The sequence below is a fragment of the Cucumibacter marinus DSM 18995 genome, from assembly GCF_000429865.1.
GTDB lineage: Bacteria > Pseudomonadota > Alphaproteobacteria > Rhizobiales > Devosiaceae > Cucumibacter > Cucumibacter marinus.
Genome location: NZ_AUCR01000011.1, coordinates 152,989 through 170,550, shown reverse-complemented (window position 1 = coordinate 170,550; position 17,562 = coordinate 152,989). Strand labels below are relative to the sequence as shown.

The following is a 17,562-nucleotide window of genomic DNA, read 5'->3' as shown; positions in this document are numbered from 1 at the left end:
TATGCGGGCCGGTCAGACCCGGCGCTCGACCATCATTTTCTTGATTTCGCCGATCGCCTTGGCCGGATTGAGGCCTTTGGGGCAGGTATTGGCGCAGTTCATGATCGTATGGCAGCGATAGAGCCGGAACGGATCCTCGAGATTGTCGAGCCGTTCGCCGGTCGCCTCGTCGCGGCTGTCAATGAGCCAGCGATAGGCTTGCAACAGCGCGGCCGGGCCGAGATAGCGCTCGCCATTCCACCAATAGCTCGGACACGAGGTCGAGCAGCAGGCACAAAGAATGCACTCATAAAGCCCGTCGAGCTTTTCGCGGTCCTCACGCGCCTGCAGCCATTCGGTGCCCGGCTCTGGCGTCGTCGTCTTGAGCCAGGGCTCGATCGAACGGTGCTGGGCATAGAAGGTCGACAGATCCGGTACCAGATCCTTGACCACCGGCAGATGCGGCAAGGGATAGATGGTGATCGAGCCCTTGATCTCGTCCATGCCCTTGGTACAGGCGAGGGTGTTGAGCCCGTCGATATTCATCGCGCATGACCCGCAGATCCCCTCGCGGCAGGAGCGGCGAAGGGTCAGCGTGGGGTCGATCTTGTTCTTGATGTAAAGCAGCGCATCGAGAACCATCGGACCGCAATCGTCGAGATCGACGAAATAGGTGTCGAGCCGCGGGTTGTCGCCCGTATCCGGATCATAGCGATAGACCCGGAATTGCCGCAGATTGGTCGCCCCTTCGGGCTTCGACCAGGTGACGCCCTCCCTGATCTTTGAATTCTTCGGCAAAGTCAGCTCGACCATATCGGTTCCCTCGTTCAAGCCGCCCGGGGGCGGCCCTTATCGTGTTTATTGCGCCGCCGAACAGGCTTGCGGCGCGCTGGTCATGAATTCACCCAACTGCTTGACCTGATCGGCGGAAACCACGCCCGACTGCGCGTCGGCTGCGGCTCCGGCAGGGTCGGAAAGCACTTTGGCAAGATAGGCCGACAATTCCGGCCCGAGTTCTTCATTGGCCTTGTCCGCGATGCAGCCGCATCCGGCTTCGGGCATCGACAGTTCGGCCATGCAGGACGCCACGATATCGGCCCGCACCGTATCCTGCTGCGCGATTGCAGGACCGGAAACCAGGCCCGTGGCGAGCGAAAGCCCGGCCACAATGGCGATCTTCTTGAAACTGGCAGTCATCACACTCTCCTTGCGGCCCCCCGCAAATGTTTGCGAATGACGAGCTTGAGACCCGACCAGACCGCGTCGACAGCACAGACTTTCACATCGACGAGGTCTAGCTGAAGGGCCTCCGCCCGTACAACGTCCTCTGTGACATCCGTATCCATTTTTGCGGCCTTTTTAGGCCAGCTCACCCAGATCATACCATCGGGCTGGATAATATCCTGCAAACGCAGCAGCCCGGATTTGATTTCTTCGTGGTGCAGGGTGAACGCATGCACCACATCGAACCCATTGTCGGCCGGCCCGATCCCCGCCCAGTCCGGCCGATGGACCACCTCGCCAAAATCCCGCTCTCCGGCCAGCCAGCCCAGCGTCTCGGGCAGACCGACGAACAAGACCCGTTGCCCGTCCTTCAGCCCCAGTTTTTTCGCCAGCGGCGTGCCGGAATAGCCGGCCGTCTCAGCCAAGCCTCAACCGCCGGCAGCGCATTGGGCGGGAGCCGTGGCCGAAAACATCCCGATCTGGGCGGCCTCGACAGGCGACATCTCGCTCACCAGCGCCTCGGCGGCCTCCTGATCGGTCAGCGAGGTGTAGTACCACAGCCGCTGGGTATCGCTGATTTCTTCTTCCATCAGCTTGTCGGCCACGCAGGTGCAGATCGGTTCGGGCATGTTCGAGGCGGCAAGGCAGGCATCCACGATCTCTTCATGGCTTGCGGTCTGCGCCAGCGCCGTGCCGGACAGTCCTCCTGTCAGCACCAAAACCGTCAAAGCCAGATGGTGAAGTCTCATCTCACGTCTCCCCTCGTGAATGGCCCCTATCCGAAAATACACCGCAGTCCTGTCTGCCGACCGGAGCGCCGCGCGACTGCGCAACGCTCTGTTTCCGCTCGGGCGCATCGTCTTGCGAAAAAGCGGCCTTCCCGTTTTCGCAAGTCGCTCTGAAAGGCGCTTTAGCTGTCGCCCCGGCAAGCATGAACACCGTCAACCATGTAGCTGCCCACCGCCTGAGCCTCGGAATAGCTCATCTGCTTGGCCAGTTCGAGCGCGGTCCGCGGCTGGTCGGTCGTCAGAGCCAGCCAGCGCAGCTGGGTCTCGTTGAATCGGCCCATGGCATTGTCCGCAAAGCATGAACAGGTCGACCGGCTTTCATAAAGCTGGCCCACACAGGCCTCGGCAATCGCCCGTTCAAGCCCACGGTTTTGCGCCATGGCCGGCGCCGCCATGCCGGCCACGGCCAGCATACCACCCAAAACAAACGCTTTGATCATCGCTTCTACGCTGCTCCGCTCTGCAATCCGGTCATCCGGACCCTAGCTTAGTAAACCCGCGCTTTCGGCGCGATCTTTTTAAGGTCGATCCCGTCGGTCAACGGTTCGACATGCACCGGCCGGTAGGTGAGATCGACCTTGCCGTCCTCGGACAGGCGCGACAGCGTATGGTGCCGCCAGTTCTTGTCGTCCCGGTCGGGATAATCCTCGCGCGCATGCGCGCCCCGGCTTTCCGTCCGCGCTTCGGCCGAATGAACCGTGGTGATCGCGTTTGCCATCAGGTTTTCAAGCTCGAGGGTTTCAACGAGATCCGAATTCCAGATCATCGAGCGATCGGTGACCTTGATATCCTCGAGTTCGCCCCAGATCGCGGTGATCCGCTCGCAACCCGATTTGAGCGTTTCCTCGGTGCGGAACACCGCAGCGTCTTCCTGCATGGTGCGCTGCATCTTGTCGCGCAACTCGGCGGTCGGCGAGCCGCCATCGGCGTGGCGCAGCTTGTCGAGCCGGGCGATCGCCTTGTCATAGCTCTGCTCGTTGACTTCCGGGATCTTGGCCTCGCGGTCGATGACCTGGCCGGCGCGGATCGCGGCAGCGCGACCGAACACAACAAGGTCGATCAGCGAGTTCGAGCCCAGCCGGTTGGCGCCATGCACCGAGGCGCAACCCGCCTCGCCCACCGCCATCAGGCCGGGCACGATCTGGTCCGGGTTCTCGGCTGTGGGGTTGAGCACTTCGCCCCAGTAATTGGTCGGCACCCCGCCCATATTGTAATGCACCGTCGGGATGACCGGGATCGGCTCGGCCCTCAGATCGACGCCGGCGAAGATTTTCGCCGATTCGGTGATCCCCGGCAGGCGCTCGGCCAGCACATCCGGATCGAGATGGTCGAGATGCAGATAGATGTGGTCCTTGTTCGGACCCACGCCGCGCCCTTCGCGGATCTCCATGGTCATGCAGCGCGAAACCACGTCGCGGCTCGCCAGATCCTTGGCGTTGGGCGCATAGCGCTCCATGAACCGCTCGCCCTCTGAATTGGTGAGATAGCCGCCTTCCCCGCGCGCGCCCTCGGTGATCAGCACGCCGGCGCCGTAAATGCCCGTGGGGTGGAACTGGACGAATTCCATGTCCTGCAGCGGCAGCCCGGCACGGGCCACCATGCCATTACCGTCCCCGGTGCAGGTATGGGCCGAGGTGGCCGAGAAATAGGCGCGGCCATAACCGCCCGTCGCCAGCACCACGGTCTTGGCGCGGAAGCGGTGAATGGTGCCGTCATCGAGGTTCCAGGCGATCACCCCTTCACAGGCGCCATCCTCGCTCATCAACAGATCGAGCGCGAAATACTCGATGAAGAACTGCGCATTGTTCCTCAGCGACTGGCCGTAGAGCGTGTGCAAAATGGCGTGGCCGGTCCGGTCCGCCGCCGCGCAGGTGCGCTGCACCGGGGGGCCTTCCCCGTAATTCTGCATGTGCCCGCCAAACGGGCGCTGATAGATCTTACCTTCTTCGGTGCGCGAGAAGGGCACACCGTAATGCTCGAGCTCATAGACCGCCGCCGGGGCCTCGCGGGCGAGATATTCCATGGCGTCATTGTCGCCCAGCCAGTCCGACCCCTTGACGGTGTCGTACATATGCCATTGCCAGCTATCCGCACCCATATTGCCGAGCGAGGCGGCGATGCCGCCCTGGGCCGCAACGGTGTGCGAGCGGGTGGGAAACACCTTGGTGATGCAGGCGGTCTTGAGCCCTTGCTCGGCCATGCCGAGCGTCGCCCGAAGCCCGGCGCCGCCGGCGCCAACGACCACCACGTCGAACTGGTGGGTGACGGTCTTGTATGCGGAACCCGCGGCCATCGGTTAACCCCCGAAACTCATCATCAGAACGGACACGACCCCGATCGCGGCCATGCCATAGGCAAAAAAGCGGGTCAGCACGAAAAGGATGATCTTGGTGCTTTCCTTATGGATGTAATCCTCGATCACCACCTGGATGCCGAGCCGCATGTGAATGGCGACCGAAACCAGCATCAACACGGTCAGCGCCGCGATCACCGGGTTCTGGAAACTGGCGACAAGCTCGGCCCGGCTCGCCCCGATATGGGCGATTACCAGCCAGGCGAAAAAGATCGCGAGCAGAAGATTGGCCGCTGCGGTGACCCGCTGCTGCCAGAAATGATGGGCCCCTTCCTTGGCGGAGCCGAGCCCGGTGACCCGGGCGAACGGAGTGCGCATGCTCATATCGGTCTCCCGCCTACAAAAGAATGATCAGCCACAGGATCACGGTCAGCGCCACCGAACCGATCAGCGTCGCCCAGGCCATCATATGGCGCGCTTCACCATAGCCGGCCCCGAAATCCCAGATGAAATGCCGGATCCCGCCAAGCGCGTGGTGGATCAGCGCCCAAGTGTAGCCGAACAGGATCAGCCGGCCGAACCAGTGGTCGAAAAAGTCCGAGGCAACGGCATAGGCGCCATCCCCGGCAGCGGCGGCGCCGAGCCACCACACCAGAAGTGCGGTGCCAACAAAAAGGCCCACCCCGGTGATGCGATGCACGATCGACATCATCATCGTGATGGTGGGCTTGTAGATCCAGATATGCGGAGATGTGGGTCGGGCCATCAGCCTTTTCCTGCGCGGTGCCCTTGGGAGCAGTTCCGAACAGGTCGGGCACCGGGTCATGGACCGGAACTGCGAAAGGCGGCTTCCCCCGGCTCCCCGATCAAGGGAATGGCGGAAGGCGCGGCCTTGCGCTTCCGGTTTGCATGGAATCGCAGCCGCAGGCAAGGGTTTAGCGGCGCGGGGCTCTCACGTCAAAAAAAAGCGCGCCTTGGTAATCGATTACCCGGCCCTCACTCACCCGGCGAGGCCGTGCTTGAGAAAATCAATGTCCGAAGACGGGCTGGGACCGATCGGGTTGCAGGCAGGCACCGTCCACACCGACATGGTGCCGGGCCTCAGCCGCCGGAGCTGGCAAGCCTGGCCCCCAGCGCGATGAAGATGCCGCCCATCGCCCGGTCGAGCCAGGCGGCAAAGCGTTTCGAACGCCGGATGCGATTGGCGATGGCGGCCCCCGCAAAGATCAGCGGCGGTTCGACAAGCCCCGCACAGGCGATCACCAGAATGCCGTGCAAGGCGAGCTGGGCCGGCACCGGCCCGGCGCCCGGCACCACGAATTGCGGCAGGAAGGCAAGAAAGAAGATCGCCACCTTGGGGTTCATGATGTTGACCAGCATGCCCTGACGGAACACTGCGCCAAGCCCCAGCGCCGGCCGGCCATCGGCCGCGAACCCGCTGCCCGCCGAACGAATGGCGGCAATGCCGAGCCAGATCAGATAGGCGGCGCCGACCCATTTGACGATGGAGAAAGCGGTCGCCGAGGCGGCAAGAAGCGCCGAAAGACCGACCGCCGCCAGCGCCACATGACCGAGCGCACCCGTCCAGATCCCCAGCATCGCGGCGAGCCCTGCGCGTTTGCCGCCCCGGGCGGTTTGCCCGAGGATAAACGCGGCATCAGGGCCGGGAGACAGGTTGAGCACCATCGCGGCGGCGAAAAAGGCAAGCCAGTGCTGCGGCTCGTAAATGAACATGGCACATCAATCCGGTTGGGAGGCGAACGGGGATGTACCGCCCAATCGCGGCAATCGCCAATTCAATCTGTTGATGCAAACCCAAATCGGCGTGAAACTGAGCCAATGACCAGCGAAGCGAAAAGCCGGCTCAAACGCCCCCTTCAATCCATGCCCGAGGACATCGCGGCGCGGCTGACGGCGCGCGGGCTTTCGGCAGCCTATGCGGCCCGCCCACCCTATCAGCGCAATGATTATCTCGGCTGGATCGCCCGGGCCAAACGCGAGGCAACCCGGGAAAAGCGCATCGCCCAGATGCTCGACGAGCTTGAGGCAGGCGATGCCTATATGAAGATGCCTTATGACGGACCAAGCGGCTGAATCCTGGGCCGGCCCTATTCGTATTCGGTCAGCTTCTTGTCCGGGTCGTAGGCCTGTTCCTCGACCTGTTTGATCACTGCCTGGCCGCAGCGCATCTTCCCGGCCGCCGCATCGAAGACGTAATGCGGCGGGCCATAGAGCACCCAGCCCTCGGTCAGCGCCTTGGTCACCTTGTGACAGAAACTCGAATCATCGTCCGCGCTCAAAAACCGGTAGATATCCATTTCTCAAACCGCCCTAATCGGATTTCCCTTGGTTCCTTCCTAGCCGATTTGCCGCGCTTTGCCACGCCGCCAATGGCCTGCCCCGGCCCGGCCCGAATCTTTCCTTCAAAACGTCATTTGTCCGCCAGCGCGCGGCCAATCTCGGGGACCAGATTCGGTTTCGCGTTCGGCCCGAGGGGCAGTTCGCCGGCGGAGAGAAGAGGCTCTGCCGACCCCCACCAACCAAAGGATAATCCCATGCGAAACATCATGATTCCTGCATTGGCCATCGCGGCGGCACTCACCGGTCCGGCCTTTGCCCAGGAGGCCGGAACCGACCTCGCTTCCGAGCTCGCGGTCTATGACTTCGCAACCCTTGATGCCGATGCAAGCGGCGGCATCACCTTCGATGAGATCGCCACGATTGTGAGCGATGCCACCGAGGAAAGCTTCGCCGAGATCGACACCAATGAAGACGGCATGGTGAGCCAGGACGAGTTCACCGCCTATATCGATGCCGGCACCATGATGACGACCGAATAATCCGGTTCCCTGCGGGCACTTCACACTGAAGCGCCCTGCCGGCCCGCCCTTCCCCCGGGGCGGGCCGGTTTGTCTTCGCCTCGGCATTGCATCACCCTCTTGCCTAATCGCCTCGTGCCGCTTAAACGCATGGGCATGCAGGATTTCCCGAAACGTCTTCTCGACGGATACAAGTCTTTCATGGCCGGGCGTCACGCCCGCGAACGCGAACGCTACCGGCACCTGGCCGAACACGGCCAGCGCCCCACCACCATGATCATCGCCTGTTGCGACAGCCGTGCCGCGCCCGAAACCATTTTCGATTGCGGCCCTGGCGAACTCTTCGTTCTGCGCAACGTGGCCAATCTGGTGCCCCCCTTCGAACCCGATGGCGGCCAGCACGGCACCTCGGCCGCGATCGAATTCGCGGTCACCGGGCTCGGCATCGAGAACATCGTCGTCATGGGCCATGGCCGCTGCGGCGGCATCGCGGCCTCGCTCTCCAAGGCCGACGACCAGCCGCCCGAAGGCGATTTCATCGGCAAATGGATGAGCCTTCTCAAGCCCGTCGCTGCCCAGGTTGCCGATCAGGAGCTCCTGACCGACAGCGAACGCCAGACCGCGCTCGAACGCATCTCGATCCGCAATTCGCTCAACAATCTCAGGACTTTCCCCTATGTCCGCGAGGGCGAGGCGGAAGGCACCCTTGCCGTGCACGGCGCCTGGTTCGATATCGGCACCGGCGAGCTCTGGGTGATGGACAAGCAGTCCGGCGACTTCAAGCGGCCTGACCTCGGCGAATAGTTCGCCTTCACCGCTGATTGTCTTGACCGCCCGCGGCCCGGCAGCCACGATCCCGCCAGCAAATCGCGGGAGGGCGTTATGCCATCGAGCTATGAAGGCCGGGACATCACCATTCATTTCGACGGACGGCGCTGCATCCATGCACGCCGCTGCGTTCTCGGCCAGCCCGAGGTTTTCACCGCCGATGGCGGCAAGGGCTGGATCGTACCCGATGCGGCAAACGCGGATGCGGTGATCGAGGTTGCCCATAACTGCCCTTCGGGCGCCATCACCTACACCTTGCCCGATGGCACCGGCGAAGCCCCGCCCCGGGTCAACACCATCCGCATCACCGAAAACGGACCCTATATGGTGCATGCTCAGATCGAGCTCGACGGCGAGCCGCCGCGCACCCGCGCCGTGCTGTGCCGATGCGGCGCCTCGAAGCGCAAACCGTTTTGCGACAATGCCCACATTGCCTCCGGATTCGCCGCCACCGGCCAACCCGAACAGCGCGAGGACGCGGTGATCGAGGCGCGCGATGGTCCGCTGACCGTCACCCCGCAAAAGAACGGCCCGCTCAAGGTCTCCGGCAATATGGAGCTGATCGCCGGCTCCGGCCGCCGGGTGAAACTGGCCAACGAAGTATGGCTGTGCCGGTGCGGGCACTCCGCCAACAAGCCCTTCTGCGACAGTAGCCACAAGCGTGAGGGCTTCGAAGCCGAGGGGGTGTGAGCAGGCATTCTTGTCACGCTCATACTTGGTGGTGCGGGATGGTGAGCCCATTCCCGTGTCGCCCCGGCCTCCGAGCCGGGGCCTAGTGATCGCGGAAGGAGGTCCTGGGTCAAATCCAGGACGGCGCGGTGTGTTTGTACGGCGCTGCAACACACACTGTCCTCATCCTGAGCTTGTCGAAGGGTGGGCCACTCGCGCCACCCTCGCCCTTCGTGGTTCGACAAGCTCACCATGAGGGCTCAGGGTGAGGGAAGGTTGCGCACCGGGCACTCCCTCTCCCCGCTGGGGAGAGGGTTGGAGTGAGGGGCTCTGTTCTACCTTAGCCAAGGCCCCCTCACCCGATCCTTCGGATCGACCTCTCCCCCGAGGGAGAGGTGGGGTCCGTGCCCGGCGCGTTGAGGTCCCCGGTCAAGCCGGGTAACGACGGACGAGGCTGGCGGAGCGCCACCCCAACCTCATTCCTCATCCTGAGGCGGGAGCGCCACTGGCGCGACCCTCGAAGGATGGGCAACATGTTCTACTCACACCCCCGCCCTTCGAGGCTCAGCTTCGCTTCGCACCTCAGGGTGAGGCTTGGGGTTGCTTCAACTCCCTCGTCACCCTCGGGCAGCCCGCCGGCGCGAGGCGAGTAAGACCCGAGGGTCCATGAGGCATCCCATGTGGTTCGGCGGTACTGACTAGTCACTACGGGTTCCCGACTAGAACCTCATCATGGATTCTCGGGTCAAGCCCGAGAATGACGAAGGTGGAAAGCTAAGTCTCAGCCAAACAACAGGCGCCCCCTACCGCTTGAGGGGATTGTCGAGCCGGTAGGCGAAGACAATGTCGCCATCGACGCTTTCTTCGCCCAGAAGCGTCATGCCGGATTTCTCGGCCACCCGGGCCGAAGCTGTGTTGTAAGGATCGATATCGGCGACCACCGCATCGAGGCCGAGCGTGCCGAAGGCATGCAGCAGGACAAGCCGTGCCGCCTCGGTGGCGATGCCGCGCCCCCAGGCCGCCCGTCTGAGCCGCCAGCCGATCTCACCAATGCCGCGGGCATTGGTCGGCAGCAGGATCACCCAGCCGACAAACACATCGCCCTCCCGCTCGCGGATGGTCCAGTAGCCCATGCCTTTGGGGTAGTCGGTTGTCATCCGCTCGATGATGAAGGCGCGATGATCGCGCGGATCATCCTCATGCCAGGGCCCGGGAATAAATTTCACCACCTCGGGGTCGCGGTCCATCTCGAGACAGTCCTCGAGATCGTCGAGCGTGCGGGGCCGGAGAGTCAGGCGCACGCTTTCAAGGACCGGCAAGTCGGCGGGTGATGAATATTCGCTCACTGAGATCCTGCCTCGAATCGAACTGGACGCGAAACGACAAGGGCGCCCGAAGGCGCCCTTATGATGTTGTGGCCGGACGCGGTGGTCTGATCAGACCCTGTCGGCCAGGTGCGGTGCAAGCTTCCAGGCCTGAAGCGTGTAGCCCGATCGGATGCCCGCCTTGAAGAACGGATCGCTTTCGATGACCGCGATCGCGGCGTCCCGGCTGTCGGCGGCGATGATCCACATGCCGCCAAGGGCCGGATCTTCGGTGGTGCCGTCATGCACCGAACCGGCCAGCCTGATCGCCTCTTCATTCGCCCGCAGAAAGGCGAGGTGTTCGTCGCGAAGGGCGGCGCGCTGCTCAGCCACCCCGTCATTATCCGAAATGCGGGCGATGAAGATCATGTCTATGCTGCCTTCTGCACGAGGCCGCGCTCGATGAGCGTTTCGGCGATCTGGATGGTGTTGAGCGCCGCGCCCTTGCGCAGATTGTCGGACACGACCCAGATATTGAGCCCGTTCTCGACGGTCGAATCCTCGCGGATCCGGCTGACGAAAGTGGCGTTGTCGCCCACGCATTCGACCGGGGTGATGTAGCCCCCGTCCTCACGCTTGTCGATTACCATCACGCCCGGCGCGTTGCGCAGGATTTCGCGAGCCTCATCGGCAGTGATCTCGTTCTGGAATTCGATATTGACCGCTTCGGAATGGCCCACAAACACCGGCACGCGTACCGCGGTTGCCGTTACCTTGATCTTGGGATCGAGAATCTTCTTGGTCTCGGCAACGACCTTCCATTCTTCCTTGGTCGAGCCGTCTTCCATGAACACATCGATGTGCGGAATGACGTTGAAAGCGATCTGCTTGGTGAACTTGTGGGGGGTCGGTTCGTCGGTGACGAAGATGCCCTTGGTCTGGTCCCACAATTCGTCCATCGCTTCCTTGCCGCCGCCGGAAACCGATTGATAGGTCGAAACGACGATCCGCTTGATCACCGCCGCATCGTGCAGGGGCTTGAGCGCCACCAGGAGCTGGGCGGTCGAGCAGTTCGGATTGGCGATGATGTTCAGCCGATCGTTCTGCGCCATATAGTCGTCGAGCACATGCGCATTCACTTCCGGGATGATCAGTGGCACCTTGGAGTGATAGCGCCAGGCCGAGGAATTATCGATCAGGATGCAGCCCGAGGCGCCGATCTTTTCGGCGTGCTTCTTGGACACATCGCCACCAGCCGACATCAGGCAGAAATCGACCCCGGTGAAATCGAAGGTGTCGAGGTCCCGGCACTTGAGAGTCTTGTCGCCATAGGACACTTCGCGCCCGATCGAGCGCGAGGAGGCGAGAGGAATGACCTCGTCGGCGGGAAAGCCCCGTTCGTCGAGAATGTTGAGAAGTTCGCGGCCCACATTGCCCGTGGCGCCCGCAATCGCGATCCGATAGCCCATAAAAAGTTTTCCTTGTCCCGATCCCCCGCGCGGACCCTTGTGGCCGCGGCCTGACCGTTTAGACCCTCTCCCCGACGGGAGAACGGCCCGGGGAGACGGCTTAAGCGGTTTTGGTGGTGGTTGTCGGTTTGCCCATGCCCATAAGGCCGGTCATGACAACGGAGGTCATGCTTCCCATGGCAGCGCCGCGCGCCACACCGTCAAAGGACGGGGCGCCGTTCGGCATGGTCATCATCGAAGCGATGGGTCCGCGCATGGGGCCTTGGGCTCGGGTTCTTGAAAGTCGCCTGTTTGTAACCGAAAACGACGCATAGTCAATGCGCCAGCCCGGCTAGGGTTGCACGGGTGGCGCAAACTCCGCGCAGATCAGGGTCGCATCGGTTTCGCTGAGCGGTTCGCGCAACAAACCGCAAAAATGCGGCGCCCCTTCACTTGTCCCTTCACCAGCCATATGCCGCCGGAAATACCGGCACCCGGCGCATTGCCCGAAAGGCAGCCCGTCCCGCGCCACGATCAACCCCTCGAGCAGCGCCGCCAACCCCGCCTCGAGCCCCTGCCGGGCCTCCGGGCCGAGATCGTCGAGCACAAGAGCGAGTTGGCGTTGACGCCGGGAAGCGACCCGGCTGCGCCCCGCATCGGTCACCTCGAGCGCCACGCCGCGGCGGTCGCCTTCGCTTTGGCGCTTCTCGACCAGCCCTTTGCGCTCGAGCGCCATCACGGTCTGGGAAACCGTGCCTTTGGTCGCCTCGAGATAGGCGGCCACCGATTTGGGATTGCGCGAGAACCGGTTGGCCCGGCTGAGATAGTCGAGCGCTGCCCATTGGGCCGGGTTGAGCCCCTCGGTAAACCCGCCACTGGTGACGAGCCGGCCGATGCGCTCGATCAGTGCGGCAAGTTGGTCCGATGAACGGTGGGTCTGGCGGTCGCTGTCTTTCATAGCCAATAAGTATCGACTCGCTATCACTCTTGCAAGAGGCAGGTCGTTGGTGCTAACACCTATATGGTTTCGACTCGATACCATATGGAGAATTCAGATGAACCGCCTTGTCCCCCTCGCCACAGCCCTGCTGCTGACGACTGCCCCTCATGCGATTGCCCACGACATCACCAGCCCGACCAATGCCGAAATCGCGCCGGATTTCGACATCACGTCTGCCCATGCCACCGCGACCGACCGCACCATCTCATTCGCCATGGAACTGGCCGGCATGGCCGGCGGCACCACGCCCGTTCCTGTCGGCCAGCTCGAGGGCGCCCCGGTCGATGCCTATGTCTGGGTGACAAAACTCGACAGCGCCCGGGCCGGCTTCGCGCCCGAAATGGGATTGCTGGCGCTGGCCATCACGGCCCATCCCGATTTCGACGACACGCCCGCTTATGACGAGAATGGCGATGGCGACCCGGCCAATGACGGCAAGACCTGGCACGCCCATTGGGTGGTGCTGGGCGAGGACGAGGCCTGCGGTGCCGGGCTCAAAGTGCTCGATGTTTCCCCGGGGCAGGATGTGTTGCCGGCAACCGCGCCGGGCCTGCCCATCGCCCTCGACAGCCCCGATATCCGCCCGGTGCTCGAGGGGTCTGCCGCCCGCATCACCGCCGATATCGAAGGGGGTGCCGACACAGCGTTCGACGCGGTGACCGCGAGGCTGAATGTGCATGAGACCGGCGGCACGCCGCTTCTGTGCGTCACCACTGTGAATGACATCGCCTCGGGCGATCTCAGCTTCCCCGGCATCATCATGGCCGAGTAGCAACCACGCGCCGGGGCGGTGGCCGAAATTATGGTTACCGCCCCGTTAACGATCATGGTTACTGATCTGTTAACTCGGATGAACGGGAGCCGAACGAAGGTCTCACGGTTCGTTCAACCCCTTCCGGCCAATCTCTCCCCATCGGATGCGAACACACCAACGCACCCCACTGGAGGAGACCATGCTCAGAAAACTCATTCTCGCCGCCGCCGGCCTTGCCGGTATCGCCATGACCACCCTGCCCGCTGCCGCGGCCACCGACATTCAGTGTCCGGCCTCCCAGATGCGCAAGGAAATCGTCTCGCCTTTGCCCTCTGGCTGGTGGCAGACCCCGCTGATTGCCAATCTCTCGGGCACCGAGGTGATGCAGATCGGCGGCGAGCCCGCGCTCGTTTGTAAATATGGCGCCGCCGGCACCGTGCAGCGCAAGGCACCGGTCGGCCAGATCTGCCAGGCACGGCCCAATGGCTTCCGCTGTCAGGGCCTGATCGTCACCCCGCTGCCGGCCGGCCCGGTGACCCATTCCACCGGCCCGATCGATCTGCCCCAGACCTATCTCGCCGATCTCGACAGTGGTGAAGTCACCCAGTTCGGCGCCGACATCTGGTACCGCGCGGTGAATGCGAGCCAGAAATACATCCAGCCGCGCAACGGCGCCCGCATCTCGATCTCGGGTCCAAGCAATCGCGGCAAGGCCGGTTGCTCTACCGCGCACTATACCGATGTCCCCGCAGCGCTCGTCGAGATCCCCGTCGGCACCTATGTCTGCGTGAAAACCAGCGAAGGCCGGATCTCCGAATTCCGCGTCAACGGGTTCAGCGGCACCACCATGAAGATCGGCTACACCACCTGGAAATAGCCGCACTCCTCAGCACAAAAAGAAAGGCCGGGCATTTGCCCGGCCTTTCTGTGCGTCCTCGGTCCGTAACGGATCCGTATCTCAGGTCCGCCCGCCAGTGCTTATTGCGGCACCAGCACGGCGTTGACGACATGGATGACGCCATTCGACTGGTTGACGTCGGCAATGGTGACGCGCGCCACACCGCCGTTCTCGTCAACGATATAGACCTGGCCGCCACGCACCGCAGCGGTCAGCGTGTCGCCCGACAGGGTGGTCATACGCAGGCCCTTGTTACCCGAGGCCTTTTCGATGAACTCGGCAGCCGGGATCTTGCCGGCAACCACATGCGCGGTCAGCACCTTGGTGAGCTGATCCTTGTTCTCGGGCTGCAACAGCGTGTCGACCGTACCCGCCGGCAGATCGGCGAAGGCGGCATTGGTCGGCGCGAACACGGTGAACGGGCCCGGGCCCTGCAGCGCATCGACAAGACCGGCAGCCTTGACGGCAGCGACGAGCGTGGTGTGGTCGCGCGAATTGACGGCGTTCTCAATGATGTTCTTGGAGGGGAACATCGGCGCGCCGCCGACGCGGACGGTATCTTCCTGCGCGAAACTGGGTGCGGCTGCCGCGGTCAGCATGGCAAAGGCCAGGCCGGCGGACACTGCAATAGTCTTCAAAGAAATCATGGTTTCTCTCCCTTGTCGCCGGTTCATCCGGCATTCAAGGCGAGCTACGGGACCCCGCGCGGGAAAGTTTCAGTCCGGGCAAAAAGAATGCTCGCAAAAAAGAAGGCGCCCCGAAAGGGACGCCCTCGAATTCCTGCAATGAAGGGTGTTTCAGCCCTTGAGCTTGGCGATGATCGCATCGCCCATCTCGGTGGTGCCGACGGCCTTGGCGCCATCCTGCATGATGTCGGGCGTGCGCAGCCCGTCCTCGAGCACGTCGGCGATTGCTTTTTCGACCCGATCGGCCAGTTCGACCATCTCGAAGGAATAGCGCAGCGCCATCGCAAAGCTGGCGATCATGGCGATCGGATTGGCCTTGCCCTGCCCCGCGATATCGGGCGCCGAACCATGCACCGGCTCGTAAAGCGCCTTGCGCTTGCCGGTTTCGGGATCGGGTGCGCCGAGCGAGGCCGAAGGCAGCATGCCGAGTGAACCGGTCAGCATCGCCGCAGCATCGCTGAGCACGTCGCCGAACAGATTGTCGGTGACGATGACGTCGAACTGCTTGGGATTGCGCACAAGCTGCATCGCGGCATTGTCGGCAAGGATGTGTTCGAAGGCGATGCCCGGATAATCCTTGGCGACCTGATGGGCGATCTCGTCCCATAGGACGCCCGACTTCATGACGTTCTTCTTGTCCGCCGAATGCACCTTCTTGCCGCGCGTGCCCGCCAGGTCGAACGCGACCCGGCAGATGCGGTCGATCTCATAGCTCTCATAGACCTGGGTATCGACGGCGCGCTTCTGGCCATTGCCGAGATCGGTGATCTCCTTGGGCTCGCCGAAATAGACCCCGCCGGTCAATTCCCGCACAACCAGAAGGTCGAGCCCTTCGACGATCTCGCGCTTGAGCGAGGAGGCATCGGCGAGCGCCGGATAGCAGATCGCGGGGCGAAGATTGGCGAACAGCGCCAGGTCCTTGCGCAGGCGCAACAGCCCCGCCTCGGGGCGTACGTCATAAGGCACGCCATCCCATTTCGGTCCGCCGACCGCGCCGAAGATCACCGCATCGGCAGCGAGCGCCTTTTCCATATCGGCATCGGAAATCGCCGCACCGTGGGCATCATAGGCCGAACCGCCGACAAGCCCGGCATCGGTTTCGAAATCGGTGAGACCCTCGGCATTGAGAAAAGCGATGAGCTTTTCGACTTCCGCCATGATTTCGGTGCCGATGCCGTCGCCGGGCAGGAGGAAAAGTGTCTGGGACATGGAATCAAAACTCGTTTTTGCGTCGTGTCTGGGTCACAGGATTTTCTGGTAGAAGCAGCGCTCATGGCCGCGCGGATAGTCCTTAAGCGTTCCGAAGCGCTCAAAGCCAGCCTTTTCGTAGAAGTCGGGGGCCTGGAAATCAAATGTATCGAGCCAGATCCCGACAAGATCCATGGCCCGGGCCTTGTCTTCGGCCTGGCTGAGCAGGTGCGTCCCAAACTGCTGGCCGCGCAGGTCTTCGTCGATGAAAAGGCCCTCAACGAACATCCAGTGGCCATAGACCACGGCATTCAGACCACCGCGGCATCCACCGGTTTCATCGTCGATCAGCGCGAAGGTGACCAGCTGGAGCTTGCCCTTGGTCGGGCTCAGATCCCGTGTATAGGCGTTGAGCCGCTCATCGATGACCGCGCGCAGGTCGTCGGGAGCATTGAAATCGATCGTGATACTCATACCGTGCCGACTGGGCGCCGGGCGCCCTTGCGGGCGGTGACCTCGATCTCGATCTTCATTTCGGGCCGGATAAGGCGGGTGACGATCATCGTTGCTGCCGGGCGGATATCGCCAAAGGCCTCGCCCAGCACATCCGCGATCGCCTCATAGTGATCCGGCTCGGTGATGTAATAACGCACCCGCAACACGTCATGCAGGTTCGAGCCCGCCTCGGCCAGTGTCTTGGCGATGGTGCGCAGCGCATTGCGCGCCTGGTCGGCAACCTCGAACGGCATGGTCATGGTCTCGTAATCATAGCCGGTGGTCCCGGCCACATAGATCATGTCGCCATCGATGATGGCCCGCGAATATCCCACGCGCTTCTCGAAGGGCGACCCCGATGAGATCCGCTTGACCATTCTCCGCTTGCCTCGTGACTAAGCTTTGATTGCCTCAGACCCAGGGACGGTCGGCGTCGAGCCGGGTCTCGAAGGTCGAGATGGTGTCGGCCTTCTCGAGCGTCAGCCCGATATCATCGAGCCCTTCAAGCAGCGCCTGCTTGCGCGAGGGATCGATATCGAAATGGATCTCGCCGCCATCCGGGCCCTTGATGGTCTGGGCTTCGAGATCGACGGTCAGCGTCGCATTGGCCCCGCGCTCTGCATCGTCCATCAGCGCGTTGAGCTGTTCTTCGCTCACCGCGATCGGCAAAATGCCGTTCTTGAAGCAGTTATTGTAAAAGATGTCGGCAAAGCTGGTGGAGATCACGCAGCGCACGCCGAAATCCTTGAGCGCCCAGGGGGCGTGCTCGCGGCTCGACCCGCAGCCGAAATTGTCCCCGGCAACGATGATCGAGGCTTCGCGATAGGCCGGCTTGTTGAGAACGAAATCCGGGTTCTCGTTGCCGCTCTCGTCATAGCGCATCTCGGCGAACAACGCGGTGCCGAGACCGGTGCGCTTGATCGTCTTGAGATACTGCTTGGGGATGATCATGTCGGTGTCGATATTGATGATCGGCAACGGTGCGGCGACCCCGGTCAGCGTCGTGAACTTTTCCATCAGATCAATCCCCTTCAAGACCCGGCGGAGCCGGGCAAACTGGTGGCGGCGCCCGACAAGGACACCGCCGCGGCGATGTGATGGACCAAGGCGCGCCGAAAATCAAGCGCAGGGGCCGCCCACGCGGGAATGCCGGCTGCGATACGAACCCGCTTGCCAGCCCTGCGCGGGG

Annotated in this window: 26 protein-coding genes; 6 read left to right on the top strand and 20 right to left on the bottom strand. The window is 62.8% G+C overall.

Translation table 11 applies throughout. The features are described from left to right. Positions 1-12: 12 nt before the first annotated feature. From G489_RS0109025 to G489_RS0108985, 9 genes are all read right to left on the bottom strand, one after another. The gene (locus G489_RS0109025) at positions 13-792 is read right to left on the bottom strand and encodes a succinate dehydrogenase iron-sulfur subunit (RefSeq protein ID WP_029041274.1); all 780 of its coding nucleotides are present in this window, start codon (positions 790-792) and stop codon (positions 13-15) included. 45 nt (positions 793-837) lie between these two features. Beyond that, positions 838-1,176, bottom strand: a complete 339-nt coding sequence (locus G489_RS0109020) for a hypothetical protein (protein WP_029041273.1) — start codon at positions 1,174-1,176, stop codon at positions 838-840. Then, positions 1,176-1,628: a hypothetical protein gene (locus tag G489_RS0109015; protein WP_029041272.1), complete on the bottom strand. Its 453-nt coding sequence runs from the start codon at positions 1,626-1,628 to the stop codon at positions 1,176-1,178. Before G489_RS0109015 ends, G489_RS0109020 begins: the two co-directional genes overlap by 1 nt. A 3-nt stretch (positions 1,629-1,631) precedes the next feature. Beyond that, on the bottom strand, positions 1,632-1,952 hold the full coding sequence (locus G489_RS0109010; protein WP_029041271.1) for a hypothetical protein: 321 nt from the start codon (positions 1,950-1,952) through the stop codon (positions 1,632-1,634). A gap of 161 nt (positions 1,953-2,113) precedes the next feature. Next, entirely contained in the window at positions 2,114-2,431 is a 318-nt protein-coding gene (locus G489_RS0109005) for a hypothetical protein (RefSeq protein ID WP_029041270.1), read from the bottom strand. A gap of 47 nt (positions 2,432-2,478) precedes the next feature. Further along, a complete protein-coding gene (sdhA, locus tag G489_RS0109000; RefSeq protein ID WP_029041269.1) occupies positions 2,479-4,284 on the bottom strand; it encodes a succinate dehydrogenase flavoprotein subunit in 1,806 nt (601 codons plus the stop codon). A 3-nt stretch (positions 4,285-4,287) separates the two neighbouring features. After that, positions 4,288-4,668: a succinate dehydrogenase, hydrophobic membrane anchor protein gene (gene sdhD / locus G489_RS0108995; protein WP_029041268.1), complete on the bottom strand. Its 381-nt coding sequence runs from the start codon at positions 4,666-4,668 to the stop codon at positions 4,288-4,290. 13 nt (positions 4,669-4,681) lie between these two features. Continuing rightward, entirely contained in the window at positions 4,682-5,050 is a 369-nt protein-coding gene (gene sdhC, locus G489_RS0108990; protein ID WP_029041267.1) for a succinate dehydrogenase, cytochrome b556 subunit, read from the bottom strand. A gap of 335 nt (positions 5,051-5,385) precedes the next feature. Next, positions 5,386-6,018: a LysE family translocator gene (locus G489_RS0108985; RefSeq protein ID WP_029041266.1), complete on the bottom strand. Its 633-nt coding sequence runs from the start codon at positions 6,016-6,018 to the stop codon at positions 5,386-5,388. A 105-nt stretch (positions 6,019-6,123) separates the two neighbouring features. Here G489_RS0108985 and G489_RS0108975 point away from each other — a divergent pair, with 105 nt between their 5' ends. Continuing rightward, positions 6,124-6,378 carry a YdeI/OmpD-associated family protein gene (locus G489_RS0108975; protein ID WP_029041265.1) on the top strand — a complete coding sequence of 85 codons (255 nt, stop codon included), beginning with the start codon at positions 6,124-6,126 and terminating at the stop codon, positions 6,376-6,378. Positions 6,379-6,392: 14 nt separating this feature from the next. On the opposite strand, the gene G489_RS0108970 is transcribed toward G489_RS0108975, so the two are convergent. Then, complete coding sequence (locus tag G489_RS0108970) at positions 6,393-6,602, bottom strand: DUF1737 domain-containing protein (RefSeq protein ID WP_029041264.1); 210 nt, start codon at positions 6,600-6,602, stop codon at positions 6,393-6,395. A 237-nt stretch (positions 6,603-6,839) separates the two neighbouring features. Between G489_RS0108970 and G489_RS22560 the strand changes: the two genes are divergently transcribed. The 3 genes from G489_RS22560 (at position 6,840) to G489_RS0108950 (ending at position 8,621) form a co-directional block, all read left to right on the top strand. Further along, positions 6,840-7,124: an EF-hand domain-containing protein gene (locus G489_RS22560; protein WP_051332463.1), complete on the top strand. Its 285-nt coding sequence runs from the start codon at positions 6,840-6,842 to the stop codon at positions 7,122-7,124. A gap of 135 nt (positions 7,125-7,259) precedes the next feature. Continuing rightward, the gene (locus tag G489_RS0108955; protein WP_029041263.1) at positions 7,260-7,907 is read left to right on the top strand and encodes a carbonic anhydrase; all 648 of its coding nucleotides are present in this window, start codon (positions 7,260-7,262) and stop codon (positions 7,905-7,907) included. Positions 7,908-7,985: 78 nt separating this feature from the next. Further along, positions 7,986-8,621 carry a CDGSH iron-sulfur domain-containing protein gene (locus G489_RS0108950; protein ID WP_029041262.1) on the top strand — a complete coding sequence of 212 codons (636 nt, stop codon included), beginning with the start codon at positions 7,986-7,988 and terminating at the stop codon, positions 8,619-8,621. Positions 8,622-9,403: 782 nt separating this feature from the next. Here G489_RS0108950 and G489_RS0108945 read toward each other — a convergent pair. The 5 genes from G489_RS0108945 to G489_RS0108925 form a co-directional block, all read right to left on the bottom strand. Further along, entirely contained in the window at positions 9,404-9,946 is a 543-nt protein-coding gene (locus G489_RS0108945; protein WP_029041261.1) for a GNAT family N-acetyltransferase, read from the bottom strand. A gap of 90 nt (positions 9,947-10,036) precedes the next feature. Then, a complete protein-coding gene (locus tag G489_RS19795; protein WP_051332462.1) occupies positions 10,037-10,333 on the bottom strand; it encodes a YciI family protein in 297 nt (98 codons plus the stop codon). Between the two features lie 2 nt (positions 10,334-10,335). Beyond that, the gene (locus G489_RS0108935) at positions 10,336-11,373 is read right to left on the bottom strand and encodes an aspartate-semialdehyde dehydrogenase (protein ID WP_029041260.1); all 1,038 of its coding nucleotides are present in this window, start codon (positions 11,371-11,373) and stop codon (positions 10,336-10,338) included. Positions 11,374-11,473: 100 nt separating this feature from the next. Beyond that, positions 11,474-11,629: a hypothetical protein gene (locus tag G489_RS22405; RefSeq protein WP_155889347.1), complete on the bottom strand. Its 156-nt coding sequence runs from the start codon at positions 11,627-11,629 to the stop codon at positions 11,474-11,476. Positions 11,630-11,704: 75 nt separating this feature from the next. After that, positions 11,705-12,310 (bottom strand): MarR family winged helix-turn-helix transcriptional regulator, encoded by a 606-nt coding sequence (locus tag G489_RS0108925; protein ID WP_029041259.1) that lies wholly within the window; start codon positions 12,308-12,310, stop codon positions 11,705-11,707. Positions 12,311-12,407: 97 nt separating this feature from the next. On the opposite strand from G489_RS0108925, the gene G489_RS0108920 reads away from it, so the two are divergent. Together G489_RS0108920 and G489_RS0108915 are read left to right on the top strand one after the other, a co-directional pair. Continuing rightward, the gene (locus G489_RS0108920) at positions 12,408-13,124 is read left to right on the top strand and encodes a hypothetical protein (RefSeq protein ID WP_051332461.1); all 717 of its coding nucleotides are present in this window, start codon (positions 12,408-12,410) and stop codon (positions 13,122-13,124) included. A 181-nt stretch (positions 13,125-13,305) separates the two neighbouring features. Further along, complete coding sequence (locus G489_RS0108915; RefSeq protein ID WP_029041257.1) at positions 13,306-13,983, top strand: hypothetical protein; 678 nt, start codon at positions 13,306-13,308, stop codon at positions 13,981-13,983. Between the two features lie 101 nt (positions 13,984-14,084). On the opposite strand, the gene G489_RS0108910 is transcribed toward G489_RS0108915, so the two are convergent. From G489_RS0108910 to leuD, 5 genes are all read right to left on the bottom strand, one after another. Then, entirely contained in the window at positions 14,085-14,651 is a 567-nt protein-coding gene (locus G489_RS0108910) for a fasciclin domain-containing protein (RefSeq protein WP_029041256.1), read from the bottom strand. 150 nt (positions 14,652-14,801) lie between these two features. Continuing rightward, complete coding sequence (gene leuB / locus G489_RS0108905; protein WP_029041255.1) at positions 14,802-15,899, bottom strand: 3-isopropylmalate dehydrogenase; 1,098 nt, start codon at positions 15,897-15,899, stop codon at positions 14,802-14,804. 33 nt (positions 15,900-15,932) lie between these two features. Next, positions 15,933-16,352 carry a GNAT family N-acetyltransferase gene (locus tag G489_RS0108900; protein ID WP_029041254.1) on the bottom strand — a complete coding sequence of 140 codons (420 nt, stop codon included), beginning with the start codon at positions 16,350-16,352 and terminating at the stop codon, positions 15,933-15,935. Continuing rightward, entirely contained in the window at positions 16,349-16,750 is a 402-nt protein-coding gene (locus tag G489_RS0108895) for a RidA family protein (protein WP_029041253.1), read from the bottom strand. Before G489_RS0108895 ends, G489_RS0108900 begins: the two co-directional genes overlap by 4 nt. A gap of 34 nt (positions 16,751-16,784) precedes the next feature. Next, a complete protein-coding gene (gene leuD, locus G489_RS0108890; RefSeq protein ID WP_029041252.1) occupies positions 16,785-17,390 on the bottom strand; it encodes a 3-isopropylmalate dehydratase small subunit in 606 nt (201 codons plus the stop codon). Between the last annotated feature and the right edge of the window lie 172 nt (positions 17,391-17,562).